Source organism: Mycobacterium sp. AZCC_0083 (assembly GCF_014202335.1).
Lineage (GTDB): Bacteria > Actinomycetota > Actinomycetes > Mycobacteriales > Mycobacteriaceae > Mycobacterium.
In genome coordinates this window covers 190,006-214,982 of the sequence record NZ_JACHGP010000002.1, presented here as the reverse complement: position 1 = coordinate 214,982, position 24,977 = coordinate 190,006, and the positions used below count along the sequence as shown (strand labels likewise).

Genomic DNA, 24,977 nt, shown 5'->3' with positions numbered 1-24,977 from the left:
ACGTTGGCCGATGCGATTCGGTTCAACGAATCCCATGATGGGTCTCAGAAGTAGCCGTTGGCGGGCGGCCACGTCCCGTTGACGACGTAGTTGCCGGTCGCATGGGCCTTGTACGCCAGCGGGCTGTGGCTGGCCACCGTTCGGGCGTTGCGCCAGTGCCGGTCGAGGTTCAGCGCCCGCGCGGTCGCCGACGCTCCCCCGGTGTCGAACAACCGCTGCGCGGCCGACAGCGTCAGTCGTTCGGCGACCAACTGAGCCTTGGCGATCCGCACGGCCAGATAGGCGAGTGCTTCCGCGTCGTCCTGCCTGCCCGTGTCGACCAGATCGTCGACACCGTCGGCCGCCGCCAGCACGAGGGCCTCGGCCGACGACGCGTCCGCGGCGATCTCACCGACGGCCTCCAGCACGAACGGATCTCCCGCCGCCGTGGTGGCCAGCGAATGTGCCGCGGGCCGGGCCCGATCGCGAACATGGGCCACCGCGTCGTCGGCGACGGCGAGCCCGATTCCCGCCGCGACGGCGGCAAGGTAGAGCTGCAGGAACCCGGTGCCGTGTCCGAGGTGCGCGCCGTCGGAGACGGTGATCGCCTCTTGCGGATGCACCGCGACGTTGGTGAACCGCGTGCCGCCACTCGCGGTCATGCGCTGCCCGAAACCGTCCCAGTCGTCGAACAGTTCGACGCCGTCACGGTCCGTCGGCACGATCGCCTGCAGGTCGCGTCCCTGCGCGTCGACCGCCGAAACGGCGATGACGTCGGCGAACAGCGTGCCTGTGGAGTAGAACTTGTATCCGTTGAGTCGCAGCACGCCTTCTGCGTCGGTGAGCACCGTGGTGTCGGCGCTCGACGGAGCATTTCCGTTGGCGTCGGTGATCGCGTTGCCGAACACCACCCCCGACGCGACGTGCGGAAACCATTGCCGCCGTTCGTGTTCGGCAGCGCGATTGCTCAGCAGCCGCTCGGAGAAGCCGAAGTGCGCGCGCAGGGCCTGTGCGACGTTGGAGCTGCCCCTCGCGATCTGGACGACAAGGCCAAGTACGTCGCGGGCGCTGCCGCCGGGACCGCCGTAGCGGGTGGGCACCCGAAGGCCGAGCAGTCCGGCGTGCCGAAGTCGTCGCACCGCGTCGTGTGGGAGCTCGCGCGCCCGTTCGGCGGCGGCGTCGGCGCTGCGCAGGTCCGCGACGATGTCGGGAAGCCGGGACAACCGCTCTGACGTCGACCCGCCGAGCGGAGCATCGGGATAGCCCGCGCGCGGCGCGACGGGCGCCGTTGACGCACTCACGACTGCGCCAGGTAGCGCTGCCGCTCCCAGTCACTGACGTGTTGGCCGTACTCGATCCATTCGCTTCTGGCGATCGCCGCGAAGTCCAGAACGGAGTCGGCACCGAGGATTTCGGTGATGGTGTCGTCGCGGGTCGCCAACTCCAGGGCCACGCCAAGCGATTCGGGCAGCGGATTGCCCGTGCCGTACAAGTCGCCATCACCGTGCTCGGGTGGCCGAAGCCCGCCCTCCACGCCTGCGATCACCGCCGCCAGCGCCGACGCGACCAGCCAGTACGGGTTGGCATCCGAACCGCCGGTGCGCAGTTCGATGCGGTTGGCCTCTGGCGTCGTCTCGACCAAGGACCGGATCGCCGCGCTGCGGTTGTCGCGACTCCACGTCACGGTGGCCGGTGCGAAGGAGTCCCTGACGAACCGCCGATAGGCATTCACGGAGTGAGCGCCGAACAGGGTGATCGACGGCAAGTACTCGAGCAGGCCGGCGATCGCATGGAGCGCGACCTGGTTCTCGGCGCCGTCCTCCGGCGCGAAGGCGGGCACTCCGTCGCGCCACAGCGAGATGTGCACGTGCGCCGAACTTCCCGATTGATCGGAGAACGGCTTCGGCATGAAGCTGGCGAGCTTGCCGTGCCTGCGGGCGACCTCCTTGGCCGCGTACTTGAGCCTGGCGCTGTCGTCGGCCGCCTCGAGCGCATCGGTGTAGATCAGATTCGTCTCGACCTGGCCTGGCCCATACTCGGTCTGGATGCCCTCCAACCTGACGAACGGACTCAGGGTCTCGTACAGGTCGGCGAGCAGCGGATCCAGCGCGTTGGCGTTCTCCAGCGAGTACGCGTGGATGTCGTTCTGGAACGGGGACCCGTCGGGTTCGAGCAAATAGAATTCGAGTTCGACGCCGACCTTCGCGGTGAAGCCCAGTGCCGCAAGGCGATCGAGCACCCGTCGCAGCACCGCCCGTGGGTCCAGTAGCGACGGGCCGCGGTCGTGTCGGACGATGTCGGAGACGACATGGCCAACGCCGGGACGCCACGGCAGGGCCCGGAACGTCGACAGATCCGGCACGGCGAACACGTCGGGATAGCCACCGTCCCAGTTGGTCAGCCGCAGCGCGTCGATCACCGTCGCATCGCTGTTCCAGCCAAGCGAGGCCTCACAGAACGCGAACCCGCTACCTCGCGCCCGATCGAGGAAGGCAGTGGCGGGAATTCGCTTGCCTTGGGCGTGACCGAACGGGTCGCTCCACGCCACCTCGATCTCGTGCAGCGAGCCGTCCTCGAGGCGGCGAAGCAACTCGAGTTCCGGCTCAGAGCCGACGGTTGGCGCGCTGACGGTCTGCGTCATGATCGTTCGTCGACGGTGGCACGCACGCGGGAGCCGATCAGGACCCCGACGGCCAGAGCACCGACCAGCACCCCGACGATGACCCACGCGAGCACGCTGGATCCACCGACCAGATCCTTGAGGTTGGTCAGGATCAGCACCAGCGCACCGAGTAATCCGACGAGGCCGAGCACCGGAGCGACGCGGACCCGCCACACCGAGTGGCCGCGCTCATCACGGGCGAAGAACACCAGCACCGCAACGCTGGTGGCGATCATCAGCACGACCACCCCGACCGTGGTGGCGCCTGCGAACCAGGTATAGAACTGCGCCGCAGGGTCGAGGTTGAACAGGACGGCCAGCAGAATGCCCGCCGCGACGATGCCCGAGATCCACAACGACGCCCGGTGCGGTGAGCCGTGCAAGGCATGCGGCTGGCTCAGCGATGCGGGCAGCACGTCACGCTGCGACAGCGCGAACACGTAGCGCGATGCGACGTTGTGGAATGCCAGGATGCAGGCGAACAGGCTGGTGAAGTACAGCACGGTGATGACGTCGGCGCCGACGAGCCCGATGTAGCGCTGCGCCGAGTCGCCAAGGAACGTCGCGCCGGAATCGGTCGCGTGCTGCACCGCCGCCTCGTCACCCCATCCGGAGATCAGCGCCCAACTGGTGATCGCGTAGAAGACGCCGATCAGGATCAGCGCGAGATAGGTGGCGCGCGGAATGGTGCGCTCCGGCGTGCGGGCCTCGTCGCGGAAGATCGCGGTCGCCTCGAACCCGACGTAGCTGATGATGGCGAACAACAGTCCGATGCCGAGAGATCCTGAGAAGATCGCGGTCGGGTTCACGATGCCGGTGGACAGACCGTGATCGCCGCCGCGGACCACGATGACCAGGTCGAGCACCAGCACGATGGCGATCTCCGCGGTCAGCAGCACGCCAAGGACTCGGCTCGACACCGTGATGTTCCGGTAGCCGAGGTAGGTGGTCACCGCGAATGCCAGCGCCGCAAAGAGCCACCACGGCAGGGCCGGTCCTTCGAACAGTTCGACGACCGCGGCGCCCGCAGGACCGAGCAGGCCGTAGACGCCTGCCTCCAACGCCACGTAACTCACCAGCGCGACGAACGCGATGCCGATGCCCGCAGGCGTGCCAAGGGACTTGCGGACATACGAGAAGAAGGCGCCCGCCTCCTCGACGTACGGGGTCATCGCGGTGAAGCCGACGGCGAAGAACAGCAGCACGACGGTGGACGCGATGAAGGTGGCAGGGAAGCCTGCACCGTTGCCCGACGCGATACCCAGCGGCACCACGCCACCGATCACACCGAGCGGGGCCGCTGCGGCCACCACCATGAAGACGATGGAGGCGACGCCGAGGTTGCCACGCAGGTGGCGCTCGGGTTCGGTGTTTTCACCGCCCAAAGACTCTGGTGCAGAAACTGTTTCGGACATGGTTGACCGCCCTTCGTGGGTGCCGACTGTCGACTGCCCGCACCATAGGAGCGATCGACGCCACGGCACCACGTCTGGAGTCACGGTGAGTTATACGGCGTCACAATTGGACACAATCCCATTTCCCGTCGCTTCGCTCGCCTCGGCGCGGGTTTCACCCGGTCCCCTGCTAGGCGAGGGTTGCAATCGGCCACGACGTCAGTAGCCTCGGGCCGATGGGGATGGTGAGTGCGATCCGGGCGGTGGATACACTGGGGCTGCGGCCGTTGCGGGTCGGGGCGACGCCCGTTCCGCACGCGGAGATCCTCGACCACACCCGGTCGACGCTTGCCGAACACGGTATCGACCTCCAGATCGAGATCTTCGAGACCTTCGATGAGCCCAATGATCTGTTGGTCGCGAAACACTTGCACGCCAACTTCTTTCAGTACCTGCCGTTCCTGGACGACTTCAACCGTCGCACCGGTAACCGATTGACACCCGTGGTGCCGGTACACATCGAACCGTTCGGGCTGTACTCGGCGTGGTTCGCCGATCTCGACGCGCTGCCCGACTACGCCGAGGTGGTCCTGCCATCCGATCCGGTCAACGTCGACAGGTCACTGGTGATGCTTCACGACCTCGGCCTGATCGACTGCGCACCAGGCCAACGCGAACTGGCCACGGTCGCCGCGATCCACGCCAACCCGCGCCATCTGGTGTTCAAGGAGCTGACCAGTTGGCTGCTCGGCGACGTCCGCGAGGACTTCGACGCGGTCTTCCTGTTCGGTAATCAGGCCATGGAGTGGGGCGTCGACGTCGGCAGCGCGCTGTGTCGAGACCAGGGCAATCCGGCGTATGCGGAGTACCTCGTCGCCCGTCCCGACAACTGCGACGACCCGGACGTCCTCGCGCTTGCCGACGCATTGCAATGCGACGCAACGCGTCACTTCATCACCACGACCTACGACGGGCAGGTCGTGCCCGCCTTCTGACATCGGTATTCCTCAGGGCGACCGAAAACCTCGACGCCGCCAGGGCTGGTATATGACATTCGACGGATGTACCAAGCGGCGCCGCGGCCTGCGCCCGCCGAGGAGCTGTTGCGGGTGGTGCTCGTCATCGACCTGCCCGCCAACGCCGCCGACCTGGCCGTCCGTACCGCCGAGCTGGCCGACGAGTACGCCCGCGTCATCGCGATGTCGATTCCTGGTGTGCGGCCGCACTCGGCGGTCGTCGAAGGCAGGCGGGCGCCGGCGGTGCCATCACGCGAAGGCCTTCTGATCGACCACGTCAGGCGGCACGTGCTCATCGACGGGGTGCCGGTGCGGCTGGCCTACCGGGAGTTCGAGCTGCTGCGCTATCTGGCCAGGCGCCCCGGCTCAGTCGTGTCGCGCGACGAGCTGGTGCGCGAGGTGTGGCACGACGCGCCCCGTGCCGCCACAGGCGTCTCGGTGCGGACGGTGGACACTCACGTTCGCCGGCTTCGCGTCAAACTCGGTCGCTACCAAGGGGTTCTGACGAGTGTGCGGGGTCACGGGTACCGCTTCGAGCCGCGCCCCGACGTTCGCGTCGTCGGGCCTGTGACGCGTCCGGCGTGACGATCTACAGCGTGGCGGTGAGCGGGCCGGACGTCTGGCAGATGGACTTCGGCGGGTTGCCGGTCGACGCACATCCTCGGCCCGTCGCGGTGTAAGTGGCACCGGCCCGGTACGGCGCGTAGTACACCTGGGCGGTTTGCACGCCCTCCCTGAAGTCGCACTGCTCGGCGGACTGGCTGCCGGCCATCTGCACGCACGCCACCGACAACGTGGGCTCGGCGGCGACCGCGCATCCGGCCGGAGCGACCGTGGCAGTCACCATGTCGCGGCCCGATACCTGCACGACGCGTGGCGGCGACAGCGTGAACGAACATGGCGGAGCACCCGTCTCGGCGTGAGCCGGCACGACGGCGGGTATCCACGCCACGCCCAGTACCGAGACGGCGCAGGCAATCAGGACGCGTCGAACCATCCCCGGATGGTATGTCACCGCAGGACCCGTTCGTCGACGATGAACAGGACCAGCGTGACGGCAAGGATGGTCGCCGCCAGCCAGATCGCGTGCGCGCCCCACGCGCGGCTGGCGACCGCGCCGATCAACGCTCCCCCGGAGAAGGCGAGGATGACCGTGCCGTAGATGCCGCATGCGCGACGTGACGCGGCCTGTTTCTCGACGAAGCCGTCGTACCCGGCTTCGACGAACCGCATCATGTTCCCCGTGGTGGCCACGGGTAGGTAGGCCAGATCGCCGATGTTGCGGAACAGGCCCATCTGAACCGCCGCGAGGAACGCAATCGGCACCGTGACGTAGCTGTGCGCCACCGTCAACGGGACGAAGCCGATGATCACCAAGGCGATCACCTGTACGGCCATGGTCCAGCGCAGCGGGTGCGTCACGACTCGGTCGACCCGGCCGGACTTGATGTGCGACGCCAGCCCAACGCCGATGATGAACGCCAGAATGGGCCACACGTGGGCCATCGCCGCCGACAGTTTGCGTTCGGAGAGGTCGATGGCGAAGAAGATGACGTTTCCGGTCTGGACGTTGGCGAACACTCCGCCGCGGACGTAGAAGGTGTGCGCGTCCATGAACCCGTTGGTCACCGTGAGCAGCAGTGCAAACCACAGCGTCCTTGCCCGTTCGGTGTCGCCGGGGCCGATTAGCGCATCGCCCATCCGGACAACCTAACGGCGTCGTTCCGTTACAGCGCCCCCAATGCGCTGAGCATGCCTGCGGCCGACCTTGGCCACGGGAACTCCTCGGCGCGGCGGCGCGCGTCGTTCCTGCGTAGGCGTTCCGGCCTGCCGATGATCGTCGTGACGGCGTGAGCGATGGCCATCGGGTCGTTGTCGGCTGCGGCACCGCTGTCGCTGGTGAGGATCTCGGCGAGTGCCGACGTGTTCGACACGACGGCAGGTGTGCCGCAGGCCAACGCCTCCAGCGCCGCCAGCCCGAAGGTCTCGTGCGGTCCTGGCGCAAGGGCGACGTCGGCGGACGCCAGGATGGCCGCCACGGTGTCGCGGCACCCGACGTATCCGGTGAAGTCGACGGGGAGACGCGCCGCCTGTCGCTCCAGGCGAGCCCGAAGGGGCCCCTCGCCCACGACGACCAGGCGCGCGTCCACCCCTGAATCACGAAGCGCGGCAACGGTATCGATGCTGCGATGGGCATGCTTCTCGACCGACAGCCTGCCGCAGTGCACCAACAGGGTCTGCGCCGGGTGTGCCCATTGCGCTCGCACCTGCTCGCAGCGGTGTCGCGGATGGAACTGCTCGAGGTCGACGCCCAGTGGGACGGTGACCGCGTTGCCTGCGTCGATGCGGTCGAACTCCTCGCGGGCGAACGCCGTGGTGCACACGACCGCGTCGTAGTTGGCGGCGGTTCTGCGGTTCGCGACGTCGGCTGCGGCACGGGCCAGGCGGCGCGGAAGCAGTTGTCCCAGCAGACGATCGAGTCGCTCGTGGGAAATCATCACGGTGGCCACGTCGCGCTGGCGGCCCCACGGTCCCAGCGATCGCAGGGTCAGCCGGTCGGATACCTCCAGCGCGTCGGGCTCGAGTCGTTCGAGCAGCGCGGTTATCCGTCCCGGTAGCACGGCCCGGTATCCACCGGTGAACGGAATCCTTCTGGCGGGCAGCGAGATTCGCCTGACTCCGGATGGCAGGCGCTGACTCTCGGCCTTGGCGCCTGGCACCAAGAGGTAAACCTCGTGTCCGGCGGCGCAGTACTCCGCCCCGAGGCGGTCCACCGCGGTCCGCAGTCCTCCGGAACGCGGGCCGTAGAAGTTCGCAACCTGAACTACCCGCATACCTGCATCAGAGTCGGGGCGCACGACCGGTCACGAACGGTGGGTGAACGGTCACCTGAACGAGTGGTGAATACCGGCCACCGCCGGTACCGGGTGGCCGGGTCAGCCGACGTACTTGGTGAACCAGTCCTGTACCCGCTGCCAGGCGTCGGCGGCGGCAGTTGGGGCGTAGCGCTCCCCGGTGTCGTTGAAGAAGGCGTGGTCGGCGTCGGGCTCGACGACCAGCTCGTTGACCAGCCCGGCCTTGTCGAGTGCCTGCTGCGCGGCGTCCTTGGTGCCGGTGACACGGGCGTCCTTGGCTCCGTAGAACCCGAGCACGGCGACGTCCTTCGAGCCGCTGAAGTCGGCGCCGTCCGGCAGGGGGCCGTAGAACGGGACGGCGGCCGCCAGTTGCGGTTCACCAGAGGCGAGCAGCTGCCACACCAGGCCGCCGCCCATGCAGAACCCGACGGCCGCGACCTTCACGCCTGGCGCGCGGCGTTGCAACTCCGCGACCCCGGACTTCAGGTTGGCGACGAACTCGTCCGGCGGGATCTTGCTGAGCTCCGCGGTGGCCTGCGCCGGATCGGTGAACGTGGCGGTGCCACCCTTGGCAGACAGCAGGTCGATCGCCAGGCTCGAGTAGCCGATGCCTGCGAACCGGCCTGCGACCGAACGCACCCAGTCGTTGAGCCCCTTGTTCTCGTGGATGACGAGCACCGCACCCTTCGGGCTCTGCGCAGCAGCCCACGCGCCCTGCAGTTCGCCCTGCGGACCGGCCCAGGTGATGGCCTCGGTGGGCACCGTGTTCTCCGAGCCGGGAGGCGGCCCGATCTCGGTGGTGGCGGCGCCGGTGGAGGTGACGGGTGCGTCGGCGGTGGGTTTCTTGTCATTCCCGCACGCCGCGATCAGTGCGGTCGCCGCAGTGGCTCCGACGCCGATCAACGCCAGCCGGCGCAAGGCTTCCCGTCTGGACAGCAACCCGTCCACGTGATCGGTGGCGATTTCCTCGGCAATATAGCGCTGCAGCGGGGTCACGGAAGCGAGTATGCCCTCGTCTGCTGAACTGCATCTGGCGATGGCCTTGACAGGAAATACTGACCGCATGGCGACGCCACCCGACCCAACAGCCCTCGCGGGTCGCGTCGCCGTCGTGGCCGGAGCCACTCGCGGTGCAGGCCGTGGAATCGCCGCAGCGCTTGGCGAAGCGGGGGCGACGGTCATCTGCACTGGTCGCAGCAGCGCGTCGGGCACCCTGAGGTCGGACTACGACCGGCCGGAGACCATCGAGGAGACCGCCGAGCTCGTCACGGCCCTCGGTGGGGTTGGCGTCGCCATCGCCGTCGACCATCTCGATCCCGCGCAGGTGCGGGATCTGGCCGAGCGGCTGCGCGGGGAGTACGGCTGCATCGACATCCTGGTGAACGACATCTGGGGTGCCGAAGTCCTCAAGGGCCCGCCGTCGACGTGGAACAAGCCGATGTGGGAACTCGATCTCGACGCCGGTCTGCGGACGGTTCGACTCGGGGTGGAAACCCACCTGATCACGTCGCACTGCCTGCTGCCGCTGCTCGTCACGCGGCCGGGCGGTCTGCTGGTCGAGGTGACTGACGGAACGGCCGAGTTCAACGCCCAGAACTACCGGGTGTCGGTGTTCTACGACCTGGCGAAGGTGGCGGTGAACCGGATCGCCTTCAGCCAGGGCCACGACCTTGCCCCGTTCGGGGCGACGGCCGTTGCGGTCACGCCCGGCTGGCTGCGCTCGGAGATGATGCTCGACAACTACGCGGTCACCGAGTCCAACTGGCAGAGCGCGATGGAGCCGAGGCCCGACGGCTTCCCCACCGCGCCGGGCGCCTTCACGCAATCGGAGACTCCGCGCTTCGTCGGTCGCGGCGTTGCCGCCATCGCGGCGGATCCCGACCGGGCCCGCTGGAATCAGCTCTCGGCTAGTTCGGCACAGCTCGCCCACGAGTATGGCTTCACCGACGTCGACGGTCGTCAACCCGACGCATGGGCCGAGTAGTAGACATTTTTCAGAATGTGTTCACGATTTCGTTGACACTGCCGTCGGCGCCCTGTTCCATGATCTGAGTGACCTACGAAACGATCATTCGCAACGGCCGCTGGTTCGACGGCACTGGCGCCGCGTCGGCGGTGCGCAACCTCGGCATCCGCGATGGCCACGTGGTTGCGGTCTCCGCCGACCAGCTCGACGACACCGGTTGCCCGCACGTCATCGACGCCACCGGCAAGTGGGTACTGCCCGGCATGCTCGACATCCACACCCACTACGACGTGGAGGTGCTCGACGGCCCTGCGCTGACCGAGTCGTTGCGGCACGGCGTGACCACGGTGATGCTCGGCTCTTGCTCGCTGTCGACCATCCACGTCGACGGCGTGAATGCCGGCGACCTGTTCGGTCGTGTCGAGGCGATCCCCCGCGAGCACGTCATCGACGCGGTGGACCGCCACAAGACCTGGACCACCTGCGACGAGTACGTCGACGCACTCGAGGCGCGCCCGCTCGGCCCGAACCTTGCGGCGTTCATCGGGCACTCTGACATGCGCACGGCCGTCATGGGTTTGGCGCGGGCGACCACCAAGTCGGTGTCGCCGTCGAAGGGCGAACAGGCCGAGATGGAGCGGATGCTCGCCGAGGCGCTGAGAGCCGGATTCGTCGGAATGTCCTCCCAGCAGCTGCTGTTCGACAAGCTCGACGGCGACACCTGCCGGTCGCGCACGCTGCCATCGACCTACGCCAAGCCCCGCGAGCTGCGCCGGCTGAAGTCCATGCTGCGCAGGGCGGGGCGTGTGCTGCAGTCGGGGCCCGACATCCAGAACCCGCTGAACGTCGGCTCGCAGGTGGCGCAGTCCCTGGGTATCTTCCGCAATCCGCTCAAGACCAGCCTGCTTTCGGCGGCCGACGTCAAGGCCAATCCGTACGCGATCCTGCTGATGGGTCCGGTGGCGAGGTTCGTCAACCGGCTCGGCGGCAACTTCCGCTGGCAACACCTGCCGGTGCCGTTCGAGGTCTACGCCGATGGCATCGACCTGGTGATCTTCGAGGAGTTCGGGGCGGGTGCGGCGGCGCTGCACCTGCGTGACGAAGTCGAGCGCAACGAGCTGATGCGCGACGAGTCGTATCGCCGTGAGTTCCGCAAGCAATACGAGAGCAAGTTCGGGGTCCGGGTCTGGCACCGAGACTTCTTCGACGCCGACATCGTGGCCTGCCCCGACGAGTCGGTGATCGGCAAGTCGTTCGGGCAGGTCGGGCGGGAGCGCGGCGGCGTGCATCCAGTCGACGCGTTCCTCGACCTTGTGCTCCAACACGGCAAGTCCCTGCGCTGGCGCACCACGATCTCCAACCACAGGCCCGAGGTGCTCAAGAAGCTGGCGCGCGAACCCAGCGTTCAGATGGGCTTCTCCGATGCCGGTGCGCACCTGCGGAACATGGCGTTCTACAACATGGGGCTGCGCCTGCTTCGGCACGTGCACGACGCCGAACAGGCGGGTCGGGAGTTCATGACGATCGAACAGGCCGTGCACCGGCTGACCGGTGAGCTGGCCGACTGGTATCGGCTGGACGCCGGGCACCTGCGGATCGGTGACCGCGCGGACGTTGCGATCGTCGACCCTGCCCACCTCGACGCGTCGCTGGATGCCTACGCCGAGCAGGCGGTCGAGCAGTACGGCGACCTGCCGCGGATGGTGAACCGCAACGACGCCGCCGTCACCGCCGTGCTCGTTGGCGGCCGCACCGTGTTCGCCGACGGCGAGGCCACGGATCTGGTTGGACGGCAGCGCACGGGGCGTTTCCTGCGGGCGTCGCACAAGTCCCCCGCACTCCCCACCGAGAAGGGTGAATTGACAAGTGTCGGTTGAGGATACGGTTCGCGGCCTCTGGAAGGCGCTATCCGCAAGAGACTGGGACTCGCTGAAGACGTTCGTTTCCGACGACTGCATCTACCTCGACATGCCGGTCGGGCCCACTGCGGCCGCGCGCGGTCCCGAGGACATCGTCAAGCGGCTGAAGATCGGGATCGAACCGTTGGCGTCCTACGAGAACTTCACGGGGCTGCTGCTGACCGACGGCAGAAATGTCATGTACGAGCATCACGAGGAATGGCATTGGAAGACCGGCGAATCCGCGGTTCTCCAGTTCGTCTCGGTGCACCGCGTCGAGAACGACAAGGTGACCCTCTGGAAGGACTACTGGGACATGGGGGCATTGGTCAACCACGCGCCCCCGACGTGGATGGCGGACTTCGCGAATGCCGACATGTCCTGGATCTTCGACGCGACCGGGTTGATCTGATACGGTCGCAGCGGTTTTCGGGGCAGCGGGGAATCCACTACAGCGTGATCTTGCAGCTCTGGCCGATGTCCAGGGTGCGCAGCATCCGGCCCATCCCGAGCCACATGGCACACGACAACGCGAGATCGGTGAGCAGCTCCGGGCTGAACTGTTCGTTGCAGCGGTCCCAGAAGTCCTCGTCGTCACGAAGGCCGGTGTGGTCGGCGGCGAACCGCTGTGCGAACTCGGCGGCGACGCGTTCCTGCGGGCTGTAGCCGGGCCAGGTCTGCCACACGGCCGCATGGTCGTAGAGGTCTTCGTCGACGCCTGCCGCGATGCCCTCAGCGTCACGGGTGTTCTGGCACACCACGCACTCGTTGTCGAGCGCGATCACCATGCGCGCCAGCTCCCTGACCCGCATCGGCAATCTGTTCTTGTTGTAGACCGCATGGGTGAATCCGGCCATGGCGACACCGATGTCGGGTGATTTGACGATCCATCCGGCGGCGTCGTCTTCGGCGAAATCTCCAATTCGGCTCATGAGCGCATCGTACGCCGGAAACGACAAATCTGGAACACGTTCTAGTTTTGCATCAGCCGGGCACCCCGACCAGGGCACGGTCGTCGTCCCAACCGCGTTGCACCAGCATCCTGTGGCCGATGCGCTCGAGGGCGGCCTCGACCTGCTCGCGGTCGGGACGTCCCTCGAACGCCGGCGAGCAGGCCAGCTTGTCGACGATCTTGGCGGCGATCGCCGCCGACGCCCCGTCGACCTCCTTGACGCCGGCCTGGGTCAGCCACAGCCGGCCGTCCTCCCCGCCGGACCGCAGCACATAACCGCGGTGCACCAGATTGTCGAACGTCGGCGCCAACAGCTCGAACGGCACTCGGAGACGCTTGCCGATGTCGGTCATGGTGGCCGTACCGAACACCTGGTTCTGCCGGTAGATCTGGATCAGTGCCCACAGGTTGATGATGTCGAGATTGCATCCTGGCTGTCCGACGAGGCTGCGCAACCGAACTTCCGGGGAGTCGCGGAACATCCGTCCAACCGCAACCTCGAGGATCTGGTCGGGGGTCTCGGTGCTTGGCATGCCGAAGGCCTCGCCGAGATCGGTCGCCGAAGCCGCGTCCATCTCCAACAGCGGCACCTCCTTGAGGAACAGTGCGACGACGAAGCCGATCACGGCGATGGGGACGGCGCACAGGAACACCATGCCCAGCGAGTCCGCGTAGGCGTCGACGATGGGCGCAGCCATCGCCGGCGACAACTCGTGCAACGCCTGCGGCGATTCCGCGGCCCTGGCGGGCGCGCCGCTCGCCAGCAATGCCGGACCGAGACGGCCGGCAAGGAAGTTGGTGAACAGCGAGCCGAAGATGGCTGCGCCGAAGGCACTTCCGATCGTCCGGAAGAACGTCACGCCCGAGGTGGCCACGCCAAGATCGGCGAAGCTCGTGGTGTTCTGCACGGTCAGCACCAGCACCTGCATGCACATGCCGATGCCGGTCCCCAGCACGAACAGGAACACCGACTGCTGCCAGGTGGGAGTGGCCGCGTCCATCCGCGACAGCAGCAGGAAGCCGACCGCCATGACCGCGGTACCGACCACGGGAAACATCTTGTAGCGCCCCGTGCGGCCGACGATCGTGCCGCTTCCCATCGAGGTCATGAGCAGGCCCGCCACCATCGGCAGGGTGCGCAAGCCGGATTCCGTCGCCGACACACCGTCGACGAACTGCATGAAGGTGGGCAGGAACGTCAGCGCGCCGAGCATGGCGAAGCCGACGATGAACGCGAGGATGCAGCAGACCGTGAACACCGGGTTGGCGAACAGCCGCATGGGCAGAATCGGCTCGGCGGTCCGGGTCTCCACCCAGACGAACATGGCAAGTGCCGCAGCGGATCCCACGAAGAGGGAGATGATCATCGGTGAACCCCACGCGTACTCACCGCCACCCCAACTGGTTGCCAGCGTCAGGCCGGACGCGCCAAGGCCGACGAGCACGATGCCCATGTAGTCGATGACCGGTTTGGTGCTCCTGGCCATTGCGGGGATGGCGATGACGCTGACGGCCAGCACGACGAGCGCGACGGGCACGTTGATCCAGAACGCCCAGCGCCAGGTCAGGTGGTCGGTGAAGAAGCCGCCAAGCAGAGGTCCGATCACGGTGGTCACGCCGAACACCGCGCCGAGCGCGCCTTGGTACCGGCCGCGTTCGCGCAAGGGGATCACCTCGCCGATCACCGCCATCGCGGTCACCATGATGGCGCCGCCGCCGATGCCCTGCAGTGCCCGCGCTGCGACCAACATCGTCATGGAGCCCGCGAGGCCACACAGCACCGATCCGGCAAGGAAGAACAGCACCGAGGCCTGGAACACGACCTTGCGGCCGAACATGTCGCCGAGCTTGCCGACGACCGCGGTGACGATCGTCGAGGCGAGTAGATAGCTAGTCACGACCCACGACTGATGCCCCGCGCCACCGAGATCGGCTACCACCGTCGGGAGTGCGGTGGCCACGATGGTCTGGTCGAGTGCCGCAAGCAGCATCCCGAGCAGCACCGCGACGAAGATCAGATTGCGCCGACGCGGAGTGATCAGCGCGCTCGCGGACTCGGGATCAGCGATGGCCTGCGTCGTCGAGTCCCTGCTACCCGTCCCTGTACTGCTCATACCCACCTCTCGTCACAGCCGGGCGTACCCAAACGCCACAGACCATATCGTTAGATAGGCTATAAATATTACGAGGTGGCGGACGTGGTGCTCGTCACCCTCGACTTGACGCAGGCGCCTTAGTGCGGTGGCCGCGCCACGCATTGCGCGGAGTACAGCTCCACACCCAGCTTGTCCATGAGTTCCAGCTGGGTCTCGAGGTAGTCGACGTGCAGCTCCTCGTCGGCGATGATCGTCTCGAAGAGGTTCGCGGAGGTGCTGTCCTGCTTCTCGCGGCAGAAGATGATCGCGGGCTTGAGCCGCGTGATCACCTCTCGTTCAATCTCGAGGTCCGCCTCGAATTGTTCGCGCAGTGTTTGACCGACGCGCAACGGGAATAGTCTTTGGTAGTTCGGCAGGCCGTCCAGAATGAGAATTCGGTCGGTGAGCGCCTCAGCGTGACGCATTTCGTCGAACGATTCGGCGCGAGTGTGGGCCGCCAACTCGGTAAAGCCCCAATTGTCTTGCATCTTCGAATGCAGAAAGTATTGGTTGATGGCCGTGAGTTCGCTCGTCAATTGCTCGTTGAGCAGCTTGAGAACGTCGGGATCGCCTTGCATCTTCGCTCCTATAACACTGCGCGGGCTGGTCGAGTGTCCTGGCTGTGGAACGACTTCAATCTAGTCCACGCGGACAACGAGAGCGACCGAATCACAGCGCTTTCCGGCGTGTCCGAGACCCGAAAAGGGCACGTCGAAGGGTAGCCAAACCTGCTTCTGGCCGGGGAGGATGGACTGCCTCCCCTAAGTAAGGATAGACTGCGCTAACCACGTAGGCAGCGCTGCTGGTTCCCTCCTCAGCGCACGCGAATTCAAGGCGGAATCCAGATGGGCGAGCACGAGGTGCATTCGCTCATTCTGGCTGCCGACTTCGCCGTCGGCGACGTCGAATCGATGTGGTCTTCGATCTCGGCGCGCCAAGACCATCTGGCGGGCATGGCTGCGCACCACGTTGTGGTCTACAAATCCATTTGGGAACCCGGCCGCGTATTGGTGACCATCGGCATCCGTCATCCGAATTCGGTCCGTGACGTATTGCGCTCGCCGGCCATCTTCGAATTGTTCGACGTCTCCGGCGTCGACGACATTCCGGCGATATTCGCCGGTGAGGTCGTCGAGAAGATCGACCTGCCCGAAACGTCACCGGACGACGCGGTCGCCCACGTCATCGTCGGGGTGATCACCCTCGTCCAGGACGTCGCGACGCTGATGGACAAGGTGCACGGGGCCGCCGATCGGCTCGCCCACGCCGGAGTCCGCAAGATCTGGGTATACCAGGCGTTCGACGATGAGCAGGAGGTGATGATCCTGCAGGAGATCGAGGACGAGGTCAGGGCCAGGCGCTGGATCGATCACCCGGATGCCGGGGCTGAGTGGATGTCGCTCGGAGGCGACGAGCGCGGTGACCCGAGCGCCGGCGCCCATCCGACGGTGTTCGTCGGGACGCTCGCGCACTTGATGACCGTCGACGAGCGGGTGAACTGATGTTCGTCTGCCTGTGCACCGGGGTCACCAGTCAGGTGGTGACCGATCTCGTTGCGAACGGCGCCGCTACGTCCAAGCAGATCGCCGACGCGTGTGGTGCCGGTGCCGATTGCGGCCGATGCCGGCGAACCGTGCGGGCCATCATCGCGGCGTCCACGAAGCAGGACTGCCCGGTACACGCGGCCCGCTGAGCCGCCCTAGTCGGCGCGGCGGTCGGCGAACTCGGCGAGGGCGTCGGCGTTGGCCGCGCCGCCCATCAACTTGGCGAACTGTGCGTATTCGCGCTCCAACCCGGCGGCGATCCCGGCGCGCATCGGCTCCACGATCGTCTGCTTCACGGCCATCAGGCTTGAAATCGGCCGGGAGGCAAGCACTTCGGCGTGCCGCCGAGCCTCGGTCAGCAGATCGTCGGGTTCGCAGACCTTCCATGCCAGTCCCATGCGAAGCGCCTCTTCGGCGTCCACCCACTCCGACGACATCAGGATCCAGGCTGCGTTCTGCCTGCCGATGAGTTGTGGCAGGAGGTAGGACGAGGCCGCCTCCGGCGCGACGCCAAGACTCGTGAACGGACACTTCAGCCTCGCGGTCGAGGACATGAACACCAGGTCGGCGTACCCGAGGACGGTAGCGCCGATGCCGACGGCGAGTCCGTTCAGCGCCACGATGAGCGGCTTGCGCAACGTGGTCAGAGCCTCGATCATGCCGGGGAACCCATACTCCCCCGACTGGAAGTCCGAGTTGGTGATCCGCGCCTGCATCTCGTTGAGATCGTTGCCCGCGCTGAACGCCCGTCCGGTACCGGTCAGCATCACCACCGCGGTCGCGGGATCCTCGTCGGCGGCACGCAGCGCGATCGTTGTTGCGTCGTAGAGGGCCTCGTTGAACGCGTTGAGCGACTCGGGCCGGTTGAGGGTGAGGGTGCGAACCCCGTTCGCATCGTCGATCTGTACGAGCACGGCTTGCAGCGTATGTGTCAGCCGTTGGAGTACACGCGCGTGGGTGCGACGAACACCACGGTGCGGCCCTGTTCTGCCATCACCCTGTCGTACTCGGACCAGTCGTCGTGCGTGCCGCCGGCGGCGGTGAACACGTCGCGCAGCAGCAGACGCAGCGCATCGGGGTCAGTCAGCCACGGTTGCGGGTCGTGCGGGCCGAGGAGTTCGGTGTTGCCCTCCACCGTCGCCCACTGCCAGCCGTTGCGGAACGTCACCGCGATCTGCGGGCGTGCCCGCAGATTGGTCAGCTTCACCTTGCCGTAGGTGACGAACGCCAACGTGGGTTCACCGGTCGAAGGGTGTGCCAGCACACCGGCGTTCACCAGGGAGGCCTGCACGGTGCCGTCGGCGCGCACGGTCGACACGATGCACAGGCCGCTCTCCTGCGATGCGAGCGCAGCTGCTTCCTGCAGTGTGGTCATTCGACGTCCTCTCCAGGAAATGGCGACCGGAACACGTAGCGGCTGGTCGGTACGGTGTCCACGTTCTCGTTGGCCCCGAACGCCGACGTGCTGGCCACCATCTTGGTCATCCGGTCATTCAGGTCGGCGTCGTCGGCAGCACCGAAGAACGCGTGCAGGCTCTTGGTGGCCTCGATGGGGAACAACTCCTCGACGATCGCGGATAATTCCGGTGCGCCCGGCGTCAGCACCCTGACCACGGTGTTCTGGGTGTAGCCGAACGTCGACTGCGTGGTGATCGCAACGGGTGTGTGATCGATGTGCCAACGGGCGAACCAGGTTTCGGGGTTGAGCTCCGCGGGGCGGCGAAGAAGTGCCACGTTGGCGAATCCTTCGGTGCGTGCCCCTGGCGCGGTGGCAGGCGCCTGCAGGGGAACGGACTCGGTGACCAGGTATGCGGCCACCTCGTCGCACTCCATCTCGAGCAGTGCGAGTGCGGCGCGGACCTGATCGCCGTAGTACTGCTGCGTCCACAGGGTGACGAGCGCGACCACCGGCGGATCCAGCGTGGCGATCGTCATCATCGAGTCACGCACGGCGCCGTCACGCACGTTCAGGTTCAGCCCGGGTAGGCCCAGCTGCTGCAGGTCCTCGGCGACCGTGGTGCGCATCCTCTCGCACCACGCATCGTCGGGAACTTCGCGCCGCATGGTGATGATCAGCTTCTCCACGGCACGAACGTACCGCCGCCAGCCTTCGCGGCTGCGCCGACCCAACAGGTCACAATGGACCGGTGATCAAGGGCCTGGCTCTGCGGCCGACGATGCCCGACATGGGTGGCGTCGTCCGCAGCTTGCTCGGGGTACTGCTCGTGGCGGGCGCAGGGCTGCATTGGGGCGGTGCGAGCGCGGCTGGGGCCGCTGGTGGTGCGGCCGCGATAGCGGGCGCCACGGCCTTGCAGGACAGTCCGCGCGGCCGGGTGCCGCTGGTGCTCGGTGTGTCGGCGGTGATGGGCATTGCGGTGCTGCTGGCGTCGACCTTCTCGTCGTATGGCCTCGCGTTCACGGCGGTCGTTGCGCTGTGGTGCTTCGCGGCGGGGACGGCGTGGGCCGTGAGCGCCAACGCCGGGGTGATCGCCGCGGCGGGTAGTGCACTGTTGGTGACGCTGCCGCCTACCGAGCCGACGTGGGCGAGCGTCGGCACTGCCACCGGGCTCGCGGTCGTCGGTGGTCTGGTTCAGGCCGCGCTCGTGGCCATCTGGCCGCGACGCCGCTGGCGGGTCCAGCGCGACGGACTGGCCCGCGCCTACCGCGCGCTGGCAGCCGATGCGCGCAGCCTTGCCGAGGATCCGAGCGGGCACGTCGACCCGGAACCCCTGCTCTGGCTGCGTGAGGCGTTCACGCTGACCGATGCGCAAGCCCGGCGTCGCCCGTTGGCCTACCGCGCGTGGTACGGCCTGCCCGAACGGATCTCGGTCACCGTGATGGCGATCGCAGGGAAGTCGAAGGGTGACGACGTCAGCTCGCGGGTGTTGACCGCCGCGTCGGACGTGCTGGCGGCGGTCGCCGAACCGGATCGGTCCCAGCGCGAGACGGCCGGGTATGCGATGGGGCGCTTCGATGTCGTGGCAGGCGCCGCCGAAGGTCCGGAAGCCGCCCTCGTACAGAGACTTTCGGAGCAGCTGCGCGACGCCGTGCAACTCCGTTTCGGGGACGCTTCACCCGAAGCCGCCGACCTCGCGCAGCTTCGGCGCCCGCGTCTGCCCGGCCGCGTGCGATCGATCATCGCGGCGGTCCGTGGCCAGCTGTCGTGGAGCTCCCCCGTGCTGCGGCACGCGGTCCGGCTGGCGTCCGCAACCGCCATCGGCGTCGCAGTCGCGCGGTTCGCCGATGTGCCGCACGGTTATTGGATCCCGCTCACCGTCGTGATGGTGCTGCGTCCCGAGACCGCCCATACCTACACCCGGTGCGTCGGCCGGGTCGCGGGAAACGTGCTCGGCATCGTGGTGGCCTCGGCGGTGATCCTGCTGCTGCACCCGACCGGGTACGTCGCGGCGACGCTCGCCGTGGTGTTCCTCGGCGTGGCGTACGCGGTGTCCGGCTTCGGGTACCTCGCGCTGAGCGTGGCGCTGGCGGCTGCCATCGTGTTCCTCGTCGACATCGGGGGCACCGCAGGGGCGGCCGATGTGGGCGACAGGTTGCTGGCCACGCTGATCGGCGGAGCGCTCGCGGTGCTCGCACACGTCGCCGTGCCCGACGACGCCATGGTCCGGCTGCGACAACGCGCCGGCGAGCTGCTCAAGACCGAAACCGATTACGCCGCAACGGTGATCAAGGCCTTCGTGCACCGGCTGGACGACCCCGCCGAGGCGCTGTCCTCGGCGTGGGAACGCGCCTTCCGGGCCCGTGCGGCGTTCGAGGCTGCGGCGGGAGCCAGCTGGTCCCAGGACCGTCCCTTTCGTCGTTGGCTGCGGTCCTACCGCACCGCGCTCAACGCGGTGACCACCGCCTGCGCGGCGCTCGAGGCGAGCTTGCCCGCTCAACCGTCGGCGACGTTGAGCCGGGACTTCACCGCCGCGGTCGACTCCTACGTGGAGGCGTTGTGCGGTGACCCGGCCACCCCGGGTTCGCCGTGGCGGGTGGACGTAGTCCGCCTTGCCGAGGCTGCGCAGCGGGTCCGCGCCGAACTGGCAGGCAACGACGACGCCACGACGCGCGTGCTCGTCGCCGAGATCGGGGCCATCACAACCCAACTCGGCAACATCTCGGCGGACGCCGAACGCTCGTCAGCGTCGAGCTGACCGACTCAGCCGCGAGCCCACCGCGGTTGAATGAAGACGCCTTCGGCCTGCACGGTGACGCCCTCGTCGTCGGCGAGGTGACCGACGGCGAACGTCTTGACCCCCTCGGTCCGATCGATTCTGGCCTCGGCGCGCAAGGACCCGAGCCGGGTGGTGCGCAGGTAGCGCAGCGTGATGGTGCCGGTGAGCCGCGGGCGCTCGGCGCTACTGGCCGCCTCGCCGAGGACGTGGTCGAGGATGAGCGCGGCGACGCCTCCGTGCACGTGGCCGGGAGGCCCTTCGTAGGCCGCACCGAGGTGGAACTCGGTGAACACGGTCCCGGTGGAGTCCTTGTGGATGACCAGTGGCGGCGCTGTGGGATTGCGCATGCCGATGACGGCGTTGCCCCAGGGCATCTGATCGCCGTCCGCGCCGAACCGGACACCGAAGGCTCCGTCGAGCTGGGAGGTGCGCAGGCGCGCCGTCGCCGCATCGATCGCTGCCTTCGCCTCCGCCACCACGTCGGCGTCGACCTCGGTACGGATGGTGGCGTCGACCAGCTCACGGACCGATTGGGTGAGGGGTTCGTAGGTCGCGCGCAACCGAGCGACCTCCTCGGTCGTCAGGTTCTCCACGGGGAAGTCCAGCACCTTTGAACTAGAACACGTTCTAGCGTCGGTGTCGAATCACTGTTCAGCCGACGAGCGCGTCGAGTGCCTCCCTGGCCTCGGGATCGGCCCGCCCGAGTTCGAGTTCCATCAGCGCACACTCGGCCGTCGCGGCCACCCACAACCGCGCCGACTGACGCGGATGCCGCCGCCCCATCGCCTCGAAGTCGGCCGCAACGGTCTCCACGTTTCGCCGATTGCGCTCCAGCACCTCGTCGGCGATCGACCGGTGCCCCCTGGCTTCGAGGAGCAGGGCCTTGACGCCGCGGTAACGCAGACAGCCGTCGAGATAGGTTCTGGCGGCTACCGCCAGCCGTTGTTGCCCCGGTGCCATGTCCCCGACGGCCGAGAAGAACTCGTCGGCAAGCGCATCGTGGAACCGTCGGTGCAATGCCACCAAATAGCCGGTGCGGTCCGGGAAGTGGTGGAAGAACGTGCCCTTCGAGACACCGGCACCGGCGACCACGGCATTCACGCTGAGCCCTTCGAGGCCGAGCTGCTCGGCGAGTTCCAGCCCCGTCTCGATCAGCTTCTGGCGTGTCCGCGCAGCTGCCGCCGTGCGCTTGTTGCCGGTGAGTTCGTGGACTTCGGTCACGAAGAGATTCTCCTCTTGCCGTTGCGATCGCTCGGGCTTAGTGTAACTCAACGACCGACCGCCCGGTCAATGAAAGGATCTCGACGATGCCAACCACGACTTTGTCTGTCTCTGGGTCCAACCCCGAATCACACGCCACGATCTCCTACACCGACGACGGCTCGGGTCCGCCGGTCCTGCTGCTGCACGCGGCACTGCACGACCGCACCGACTACGCCTCGGTGCATGACGCGCTCGGTCGGGGACGCCGCGTGATCGCGCTCGACTGGCCCGGCCACGGCGAGTCCCCCGTGCTCGACGAACCCCTCGGTGCCGTCCAGTTCGGCGATCTGGCAGTCGAATTCGTCGATCGGCTCGACCTACGCAACGTCGTCGTGGTCGGGAACTCCGTAGGCGGCTACGCGGCATGCCGCCTCGCCCTGGAGCGGCCTGACCGCATCGCAGGAGTGGTCCTGGTCAATACCGGCGGCTTCACTGCCCACACCGCGTTCATCCGAGCATTCTGTGCGGTCATGGGCAAGCCCGCGGTGATCCGCGCCGTCGCCCCGCTGTCGGTTCCGGCCTACATGCACGCCAGAACACCGGCCGAGCGGGCGATGGTGCGCCGCGTGGTCGCCAGGGCACGCACCGCGGACGGGTCGCGGACGGCGGCCGCGCTGTGGCGCAGTTTCACCGACCCCGGACACGATCTCCGGCAACGTGCCGACGCCATCACCGCTCCGGTGCTGATCACCTGGGGTACAAAGGATCTCACCGCTCCGGTCAAATGGGGCGAGGCGGTTCACTCCGCGATTCCCGGTTCGACGTTCGTCGGGCTTGGCACCGGTCACGTGGTCTTTGCGGGAGAACCCAACGCCTGGCTGGACGCGGTGCTGCCGTTCGTCGAATCGGCCCACCGCGCACGGTGTGACGTCGAGACTCAAACCTGAGGAGCGCGTCCGCAACGTGTCGCATGACCGTGCGGGGTGGCTATTGGTTCGGCCGGAGGGCAGGGTGTCGGCCGCCACAACTGAGGGCGTCGGGTAGCGAAAGTCACAGCCCTCCACCAGAACTGATTCCCGGTTCCGCTGCGTGTACCAAGAGTGGTCGATATTCCAACAGTGTTTCGCTCCATATGGGCGGGACTCGATCCAGACGGTTTCTTCCGCCGCCAGACGGGCCGACGCGGCCCGTTCACCGTCGTCTTTCCACGCCTCGGCCCGGTGCACTTCTTCGCTTCCGCGGACGCGGCGCGTGATCTGCTCACCGCACCCGCCGAGATACTGGAGGCGCCGACTCCGAATCCGATCGAGCCGATCGTCGGTAAGAACTCGGTCATCCTCATTTCCGGCGACGATCACCGGTCCAAAAGACGGATGCTGATGGGTGCACTGCACGGTCAGCGCATGCGCGCCCGGGCGGAGATGATGGCGCGGGCGGCATCCAACGAATCGGCGGCGTGGCGTCCAGGACGGCGGATACCCATCGCTACGGCGGCACGTTCGATCACGCTGCGAATCATCGTGCTCGCCATGTTCGGCGTCGAGAACGCCGAGGGATACCAGGAGGTCGCCGACGTCGCAACGGCGTTGATGCACGCGAACACGGCGCCGCTGATGCTCTTGCCGTGGTTGCGCAAGGAATTTGCGGGATTGGGCCCGTGGGCGCGGCTCATCCGATTGCGGGACCGCTTCGACACACTGCTGAGCCGACAAGTCCGGACCAGCAGACCCGATGCCGCTGATCCGAGCGTGCTCGGCGTGCTGCTCGCCGAAAAGAACGCCGCGGCAATGGATCCCGACGACTTTCATCAGCAACTGCGCACGCTCGTCGTCGCCGGCCACGACACCACAGCGGGCGCGCTGATGTGGGCGCTCTATCACATTCACCGCGAGCCTACGATCCGCGATCGCGCCGTCGCCGAGCTGAACGGCGTGTCGAGCGCGGCGGCGCTGCCCGCACTCCCCTACCTGTCTGCCGTGGTGTCCGAGGCGCTGCGCATGCATCCGGCCGTGCCCATCGTGATGCGACGGCTCACCGCACCTCTGACCGTCGGTGGCCTTGCCTGGGCGCCCGGTGACATCGTCGGCATCGCTGTGCCCGCAGTGCATTTCGATCCGACGATTTGGGAGGACCCCAATCGGTTCAATCCCGATCGATTCCTCGCCAAGGCGCCGACGCCCTTTGAGTACCTACCCTTCGGCGGCGGGTTTCGGCGCTGTCCGGGTGCGGCGTTCGCGGCCTACGAGCTAGCGATCTCGGTAGGCACCTTGATGAACTCGGTGGAGCTGAGGATGTCGAAGCGTGAACGCCGTCGCAGGCCGCCCCGATCAGTGCCACGAGGGATCGCGGTGGTACCGCGACGGGAGGTGCGGCTTGACGTCATCCGTCGGCGGTGAGCCGGCGCCCGGCTGATGCGAAGCCCAGCCAGGTGTGCCGATTGCCCGCCCAGCACCAGCCGACCTTCGGCGCGTTCCGGTTGTCCGCGCCGTCGCGCCCGGTGCCGTTGCTGATCCAGATCGCCGGGGTCCTGGCATCCAGCGCGCCGCTCGGCTTGGGCTTGCGGGATCCGATGGTCATGAAGCAGCGCCCGCGCTGCAGGGTATCCGGGCGCTGCAGCAGCCAGTGCAGGCCCTCGGTGAGGGTCAGCGGCGTCCGGCTCGCGGCCGCGATGGCCGGATCGGCCTCGTCAGGACTCCAGTTGGCCATCGCATCACCGCGGTCGATTCCGTCGACGAGGTAGACGGGCGAATCCGGCAGCTCGACGGTCGGAACGAACTCGTCGACGTCGGGCATGTCGACGACCAGGAAACCCTGCTTCCCGGACAGGTTCAGTAGCGGTATGAGCACGGACGCCGCCACCACATCGGGGTGGATCGCCAGCAATGAACCCTTTCCTGCCGCGGCTTCGGCGACGCCGCGCAACCGCTTCTCGGGCCATCCGGCGAGCCGGTGTACACCGAGTTCGAGGAGGCGTTCGGCCTGTTCAGGCAGGGTCGGGAGGGGCTCCATCACGGACATCGCTGCGGTCATCACCAGGCCGCAACGAAGCACGCCGGCCGGAAAGTTCCTACGATCGTCGACAATCGGCAGAATTCAATCGGCAGATTCTGACAGAGGCGGGGTGTGCGTGAGAGCGGCCAGACTGCACGGCGACGGCGCGCGACCCGACCTGCCCGTGTCGCTGGTCGACGTCGCCGC

Annotated in this window: 26 protein-coding genes; 10 read left to right on the top strand and 16 right to left on the bottom strand. The window is 67.3% G+C overall.

All coding sequences use genetic code 11. From position 1 onward, the window contains the following. Positions 1-44 precede the first annotated feature (44 nt). From HNP02_RS04585 to HNP02_RS04575, 3 genes are read right to left on the bottom strand one after another with little or no spacing between them, the layout of a single operon-like run. Positions 45-1,280, bottom strand: coding sequence for an acyl-CoA dehydrogenase family protein (locus HNP02_RS04585; protein ID WP_184435576.1), 1,236 nt, complete (start codon positions 1,278-1,280; stop codon positions 45-47). Further along, on the bottom strand, positions 1,277-2,620 hold the full coding sequence (locus HNP02_RS04580; RefSeq protein ID WP_184435574.1) for a glutamine synthetase family protein: 1,344 nt from the start codon (positions 2,618-2,620) through the stop codon (positions 1,277-1,279). The genes HNP02_RS04585 and HNP02_RS04580 overlap by 4 nt, the downstream gene beginning before the upstream one ends. Continuing rightward, complete coding sequence (locus HNP02_RS04575; RefSeq protein WP_184435572.1) at positions 2,617-4,056, bottom strand: APC family permease; 1,440 nt, start codon at positions 4,054-4,056, stop codon at positions 2,617-2,619. The genes HNP02_RS04580 and HNP02_RS04575 overlap by 4 nt, the downstream gene beginning before the upstream one ends. A 215-nt stretch (positions 4,057-4,271) precedes the next feature. On the opposite strand from HNP02_RS04575, the gene HNP02_RS04570 reads away from it, so the two are divergent. Together HNP02_RS04570 and HNP02_RS04565 are read left to right on the top strand one after the other, a co-directional pair. Beyond that, a complete protein-coding gene (locus tag HNP02_RS04570; protein ID WP_184435570.1) occupies positions 4,272-5,030 on the top strand; it encodes a MetQ/NlpA family ABC transporter substrate-binding protein in 759 nt (252 codons plus the stop codon). 66 nt (positions 5,031-5,096) lie between these two features. After that, entirely contained in the window at positions 5,097-5,636 is a 540-nt protein-coding gene (locus HNP02_RS04565) for a winged helix-turn-helix domain-containing protein (protein WP_184435568.1), read from the top strand. A 4-nt stretch (positions 5,637-5,640) separates the two neighbouring features. On the opposite strand, the gene HNP02_RS04560 is transcribed toward HNP02_RS04565, so the two are convergent. The 4 genes from HNP02_RS04560 to HNP02_RS04545 all read right to left on the bottom strand — a co-directional run bounded on the left by HNP02_RS04560 (position 5,641) and on the right by HNP02_RS04545 (position 8,902). Next, the gene (locus tag HNP02_RS04560) at positions 5,641-6,048 is read right to left on the bottom strand and encodes a hypothetical protein (protein ID WP_184435566.1); all 408 of its coding nucleotides are present in this window, start codon (positions 6,046-6,048) and stop codon (positions 5,641-5,643) included. A gap of 14 nt (positions 6,049-6,062) precedes the next feature. After that, a complete protein-coding gene (locus tag HNP02_RS04555) occupies positions 6,063-6,752 on the bottom strand; it encodes a YoaK family protein (protein WP_184435564.1) in 690 nt (229 codons plus the stop codon). Between the two features lie 26 nt (positions 6,753-6,778). Next, positions 6,779-7,885, bottom strand: a complete 1,107-nt coding sequence (locus tag HNP02_RS04550) for a glycosyltransferase (protein ID WP_184435562.1) — start codon at positions 7,883-7,885, stop codon at positions 6,779-6,781. A 102-nt stretch (positions 7,886-7,987) separates the two neighbouring features. Continuing rightward, positions 7,988-8,902, bottom strand: a complete 915-nt coding sequence (locus HNP02_RS04545) for a dienelactone hydrolase family protein (protein ID WP_184435561.1) — start codon at positions 8,900-8,902, stop codon at positions 7,988-7,990. Positions 8,903-8,969: 67 nt separating this feature from the next. Between HNP02_RS04545 and HNP02_RS04540 the strand changes: the two genes are divergently transcribed. From HNP02_RS04540 to HNP02_RS04530, 3 genes are all read left to right on the top strand, one after another. Beyond that, on the top strand, positions 8,970-9,890 hold the full coding sequence (locus HNP02_RS04540; protein WP_184435559.1) for an SDR family oxidoreductase: 921 nt from the start codon (positions 8,970-8,972) through the stop codon (positions 9,888-9,890). A 68-nt stretch (positions 9,891-9,958) separates the two neighbouring features. Further along, positions 9,959-11,749 (top strand): amidohydrolase family protein, encoded by a 1,791-nt coding sequence (locus HNP02_RS04535; RefSeq protein WP_184435557.1) that lies wholly within the window; start codon positions 9,959-9,961, stop codon positions 11,747-11,749. Next, on the top strand, positions 11,739-12,182 hold the full coding sequence (locus tag HNP02_RS04530; RefSeq protein WP_184435555.1) for a nuclear transport factor 2 family protein: 444 nt from the start codon (positions 11,739-11,741) through the stop codon (positions 12,180-12,182). Before HNP02_RS04535 ends, HNP02_RS04530 begins: the two co-directional genes overlap by 11 nt. 37 nt (positions 12,183-12,219) lie before the next feature. On the opposite strand, the gene HNP02_RS04525 is transcribed toward HNP02_RS04530, so the two are convergent. The 3 genes from HNP02_RS04525 to bfr form a co-directional block, all read right to left on the bottom strand. Beyond that, positions 12,220-12,702 carry a carboxymuconolactone decarboxylase family protein gene (locus HNP02_RS04525; RefSeq protein ID WP_184435553.1) on the bottom strand — a complete coding sequence of 161 codons (483 nt, stop codon included), beginning with the start codon at positions 12,700-12,702 and terminating at the stop codon, positions 12,220-12,222. A 52-nt stretch (positions 12,703-12,754) separates the two neighbouring features. Next, a complete protein-coding gene (locus HNP02_RS04520) occupies positions 12,755-14,836 on the bottom strand; it encodes an MDR family MFS transporter (RefSeq protein ID WP_184435551.1) in 2,082 nt (693 codons plus the stop codon). Between the two features lie 119 nt (positions 14,837-14,955). Further along, entirely contained in the window at positions 14,956-15,435 is a 480-nt protein-coding gene (bfr, locus tag HNP02_RS04515) for a bacterioferritin (protein WP_184435549.1), read from the bottom strand. A gap of 267 nt (positions 15,436-15,702) precedes the next feature. Between bfr and HNP02_RS04510 the strand changes: the two genes are divergently transcribed. Both HNP02_RS04510 and HNP02_RS04505 read left to right on the top strand, forming a co-directional pair. Beyond that, entirely contained in the window at positions 15,703-16,359 is a 657-nt protein-coding gene (locus HNP02_RS04510; RefSeq protein ID WP_184435539.1) for a fatty-acid--CoA ligase, read from the top strand. Continuing rightward, on the top strand, positions 16,359-16,550 hold the full coding sequence (locus HNP02_RS04505; RefSeq protein WP_184435537.1) for a bacterioferritin-associated ferredoxin: 192 nt from the start codon (positions 16,359-16,361) through the stop codon (positions 16,548-16,550). The genes HNP02_RS04510 and HNP02_RS04505 overlap by 1 nt, the downstream gene beginning before the upstream one ends. A gap of 6 nt (positions 16,551-16,556) precedes the next feature. Here the strand turns inward: HNP02_RS04505 and HNP02_RS04500 are convergent, their stop codons facing one another. The 3 genes from HNP02_RS04500 to HNP02_RS04490 are packed head-to-tail and all read right to left on the bottom strand — an operon-like array spanning position 16,557 to position 18,486. Beyond that, positions 16,557-17,315: an enoyl-CoA hydratase/isomerase family protein gene (locus HNP02_RS04500; RefSeq protein WP_184435526.1), complete on the bottom strand. Its 759-nt coding sequence runs from the start codon at positions 17,313-17,315 to the stop codon at positions 16,557-16,559. 17 nt (positions 17,316-17,332) lie between these two features. Beyond that, positions 17,333-17,776 (bottom strand): TIGR03618 family F420-dependent PPOX class oxidoreductase, encoded by a 444-nt coding sequence (locus HNP02_RS04495; RefSeq protein ID WP_184435523.1) that lies wholly within the window; start codon positions 17,774-17,776, stop codon positions 17,333-17,335. Next, positions 17,773-18,486 (bottom strand): EthD domain-containing protein, encoded by a 714-nt coding sequence (locus tag HNP02_RS04490; RefSeq protein ID WP_184435521.1) that lies wholly within the window; start codon positions 18,484-18,486, stop codon positions 17,773-17,775. The genes HNP02_RS04495 and HNP02_RS04490 overlap by 4 nt, the downstream gene beginning before the upstream one ends. A 62-nt stretch (positions 18,487-18,548) precedes the next feature. Here HNP02_RS04490 and HNP02_RS04485 point away from each other — a divergent pair, with 62 nt between their 5' ends. Continuing rightward, positions 18,549-20,555, top strand: coding sequence for an FUSC family protein (locus tag HNP02_RS04485; RefSeq protein ID WP_309241414.1), 2,007 nt, complete (start codon positions 18,549-18,551; stop codon positions 20,553-20,555). Positions 20,556-20,560: 5 nt separating this feature from the next. Here HNP02_RS04485 and HNP02_RS04480 read toward each other — a convergent pair whose 3' ends face one another. Next, a complete protein-coding gene (locus tag HNP02_RS04480) occupies positions 20,561-21,184 on the bottom strand; it encodes a PaaI family thioesterase (RefSeq protein ID WP_184435519.1) in 624 nt (207 codons plus the stop codon). A 43-nt stretch (positions 21,185-21,227) separates the two neighbouring features. Further along, positions 21,228-21,797 carry a TetR/AcrR family transcriptional regulator gene (locus HNP02_RS04475; protein WP_184435517.1) on the bottom strand — a complete coding sequence of 190 codons (570 nt, stop codon included), beginning with the start codon at positions 21,795-21,797 and terminating at the stop codon, positions 21,228-21,230. 86 nt (positions 21,798-21,883) lie between these two features. Here HNP02_RS04475 and HNP02_RS04470 point away from each other — a divergent pair, with 86 nt between their 5' ends. Together HNP02_RS04470 and HNP02_RS04465 are read left to right on the top strand one after the other, a co-directional pair. Further along, positions 21,884-22,726: an alpha/beta fold hydrolase gene (locus tag HNP02_RS04470; RefSeq protein ID WP_184435515.1), complete on the top strand. Its 843-nt coding sequence runs from the start codon at positions 21,884-21,886 to the stop codon at positions 22,724-22,726. A gap of 171 nt (positions 22,727-22,897) precedes the next feature. Next, complete coding sequence (locus HNP02_RS04465; protein WP_309241413.1) at positions 22,898-24,175, top strand: cytochrome P450; 1,278 nt, start codon at positions 22,898-22,900, stop codon at positions 24,173-24,175. Here the strand turns inward: HNP02_RS04465 and HNP02_RS04460 are convergent. Next, positions 24,159-24,788 carry a DUF5701 family protein gene (locus HNP02_RS04460; RefSeq protein ID WP_255506201.1) on the bottom strand — a complete coding sequence of 210 codons (630 nt, stop codon included), beginning with the start codon at positions 24,786-24,788 and terminating at the stop codon, positions 24,159-24,161. The genes HNP02_RS04465 and HNP02_RS04460 overlap by 17 nt on opposite strands. Between the last annotated feature and the right edge of the window lie 189 nt (positions 24,789-24,977).

Coding starts and splice junctions, on each gene's coding strand:
- HNP02_RS04470 (WP_184435515.1), top strand. CDS start 21,884: ATGCCAACCACGACTTTGTCTGTCTCTGGGTCCAACCCCGAATCACAC.
- HNP02_RS04510 (WP_184435539.1), top strand. CDS start 15,703: ATGGGCGAGCACGAGGTGCATTCGCTCATTCTGGCTGCCGACTTCGCC.
- HNP02_RS04565 (WP_184435568.1), top strand. CDS start 5,097: ATGTACCAAGCGGCGCCGCGGCCTGCGCCCGCCGAGGAGCTGTTGCGG.
- HNP02_RS04575 (WP_184435572.1), bottom strand. CDS start 4,056: ATGTCCGAAACAGTTTCTGCACCAGAGTCTTTGGGCGGTGAAAACACC.
- HNP02_RS04550 (WP_184435562.1), bottom strand. CDS start 7,885: ATGCGGGTAGTTCAGGTTGCGAACTTCTACGGCCCGCGTTCCGGAGGA.
- HNP02_RS04525 (WP_184435553.1), bottom strand. CDS start 12,702: ATGAGCCGAATTGGAGATTTCGCCGAAGACGACGCCGCCGGATGGATC.
- HNP02_RS04460 (WP_255506201.1), bottom strand. CDS start 24,788: ATGGAGCCCCTCCCGACCCTGCCTGAACAGGCCGAACGCCTCCTCGAA.
- HNP02_RS04580 (WP_184435574.1), bottom strand. CDS start 2,620: ATGACGCAGACCGTCAGCGCGCCAACCGTCGGCTCTGAGCCGGAACTC.
- HNP02_RS04520 (WP_184435551.1), bottom strand. CDS start 14,836: ATGAGCAGTACAGGGACGGGTAGCAGGGACTCGACGACGCAGGCCATC.
- HNP02_RS04495 (WP_184435523.1), bottom strand. CDS start 17,776: ATGACCACACTGCAGGAAGCAGCTGCGCTCGCATCGCAGGAGAGCGGC.
- HNP02_RS04570 (WP_184435570.1), top strand. CDS start 4,272: ATGGGGATGGTGAGTGCGATCCGGGCGGTGGATACACTGGGGCTGCGG.
- HNP02_RS04540 (WP_184435559.1), top strand. CDS start 8,970: ATGGCGACGCCACCCGACCCAACAGCCCTCGCGGGTCGCGTCGCCGTC.
- bfr (WP_184435549.1), bottom strand. CDS start 15,435: ATGCAAGGCGATCCCGACGTTCTCAAGCTGCTCAACGAGCAATTGACG.
- HNP02_RS04505 (WP_184435537.1), top strand. CDS start 16,359: ATGTTCGTCTGCCTGTGCACCGGGGTCACCAGTCAGGTGGTGACCGAT.
- HNP02_RS04555 (WP_184435564.1), bottom strand. CDS start 6,752: ATGGGCGATGCGCTAATCGGCCCCGGCGACACCGAACGGGCAAGGACG.
- HNP02_RS04560 (WP_184435566.1), bottom strand. CDS start 6,048: ATGGTTCGACGCGTCCTGATTGCCTGCGCCGTCTCGGTACTGGGCGTG.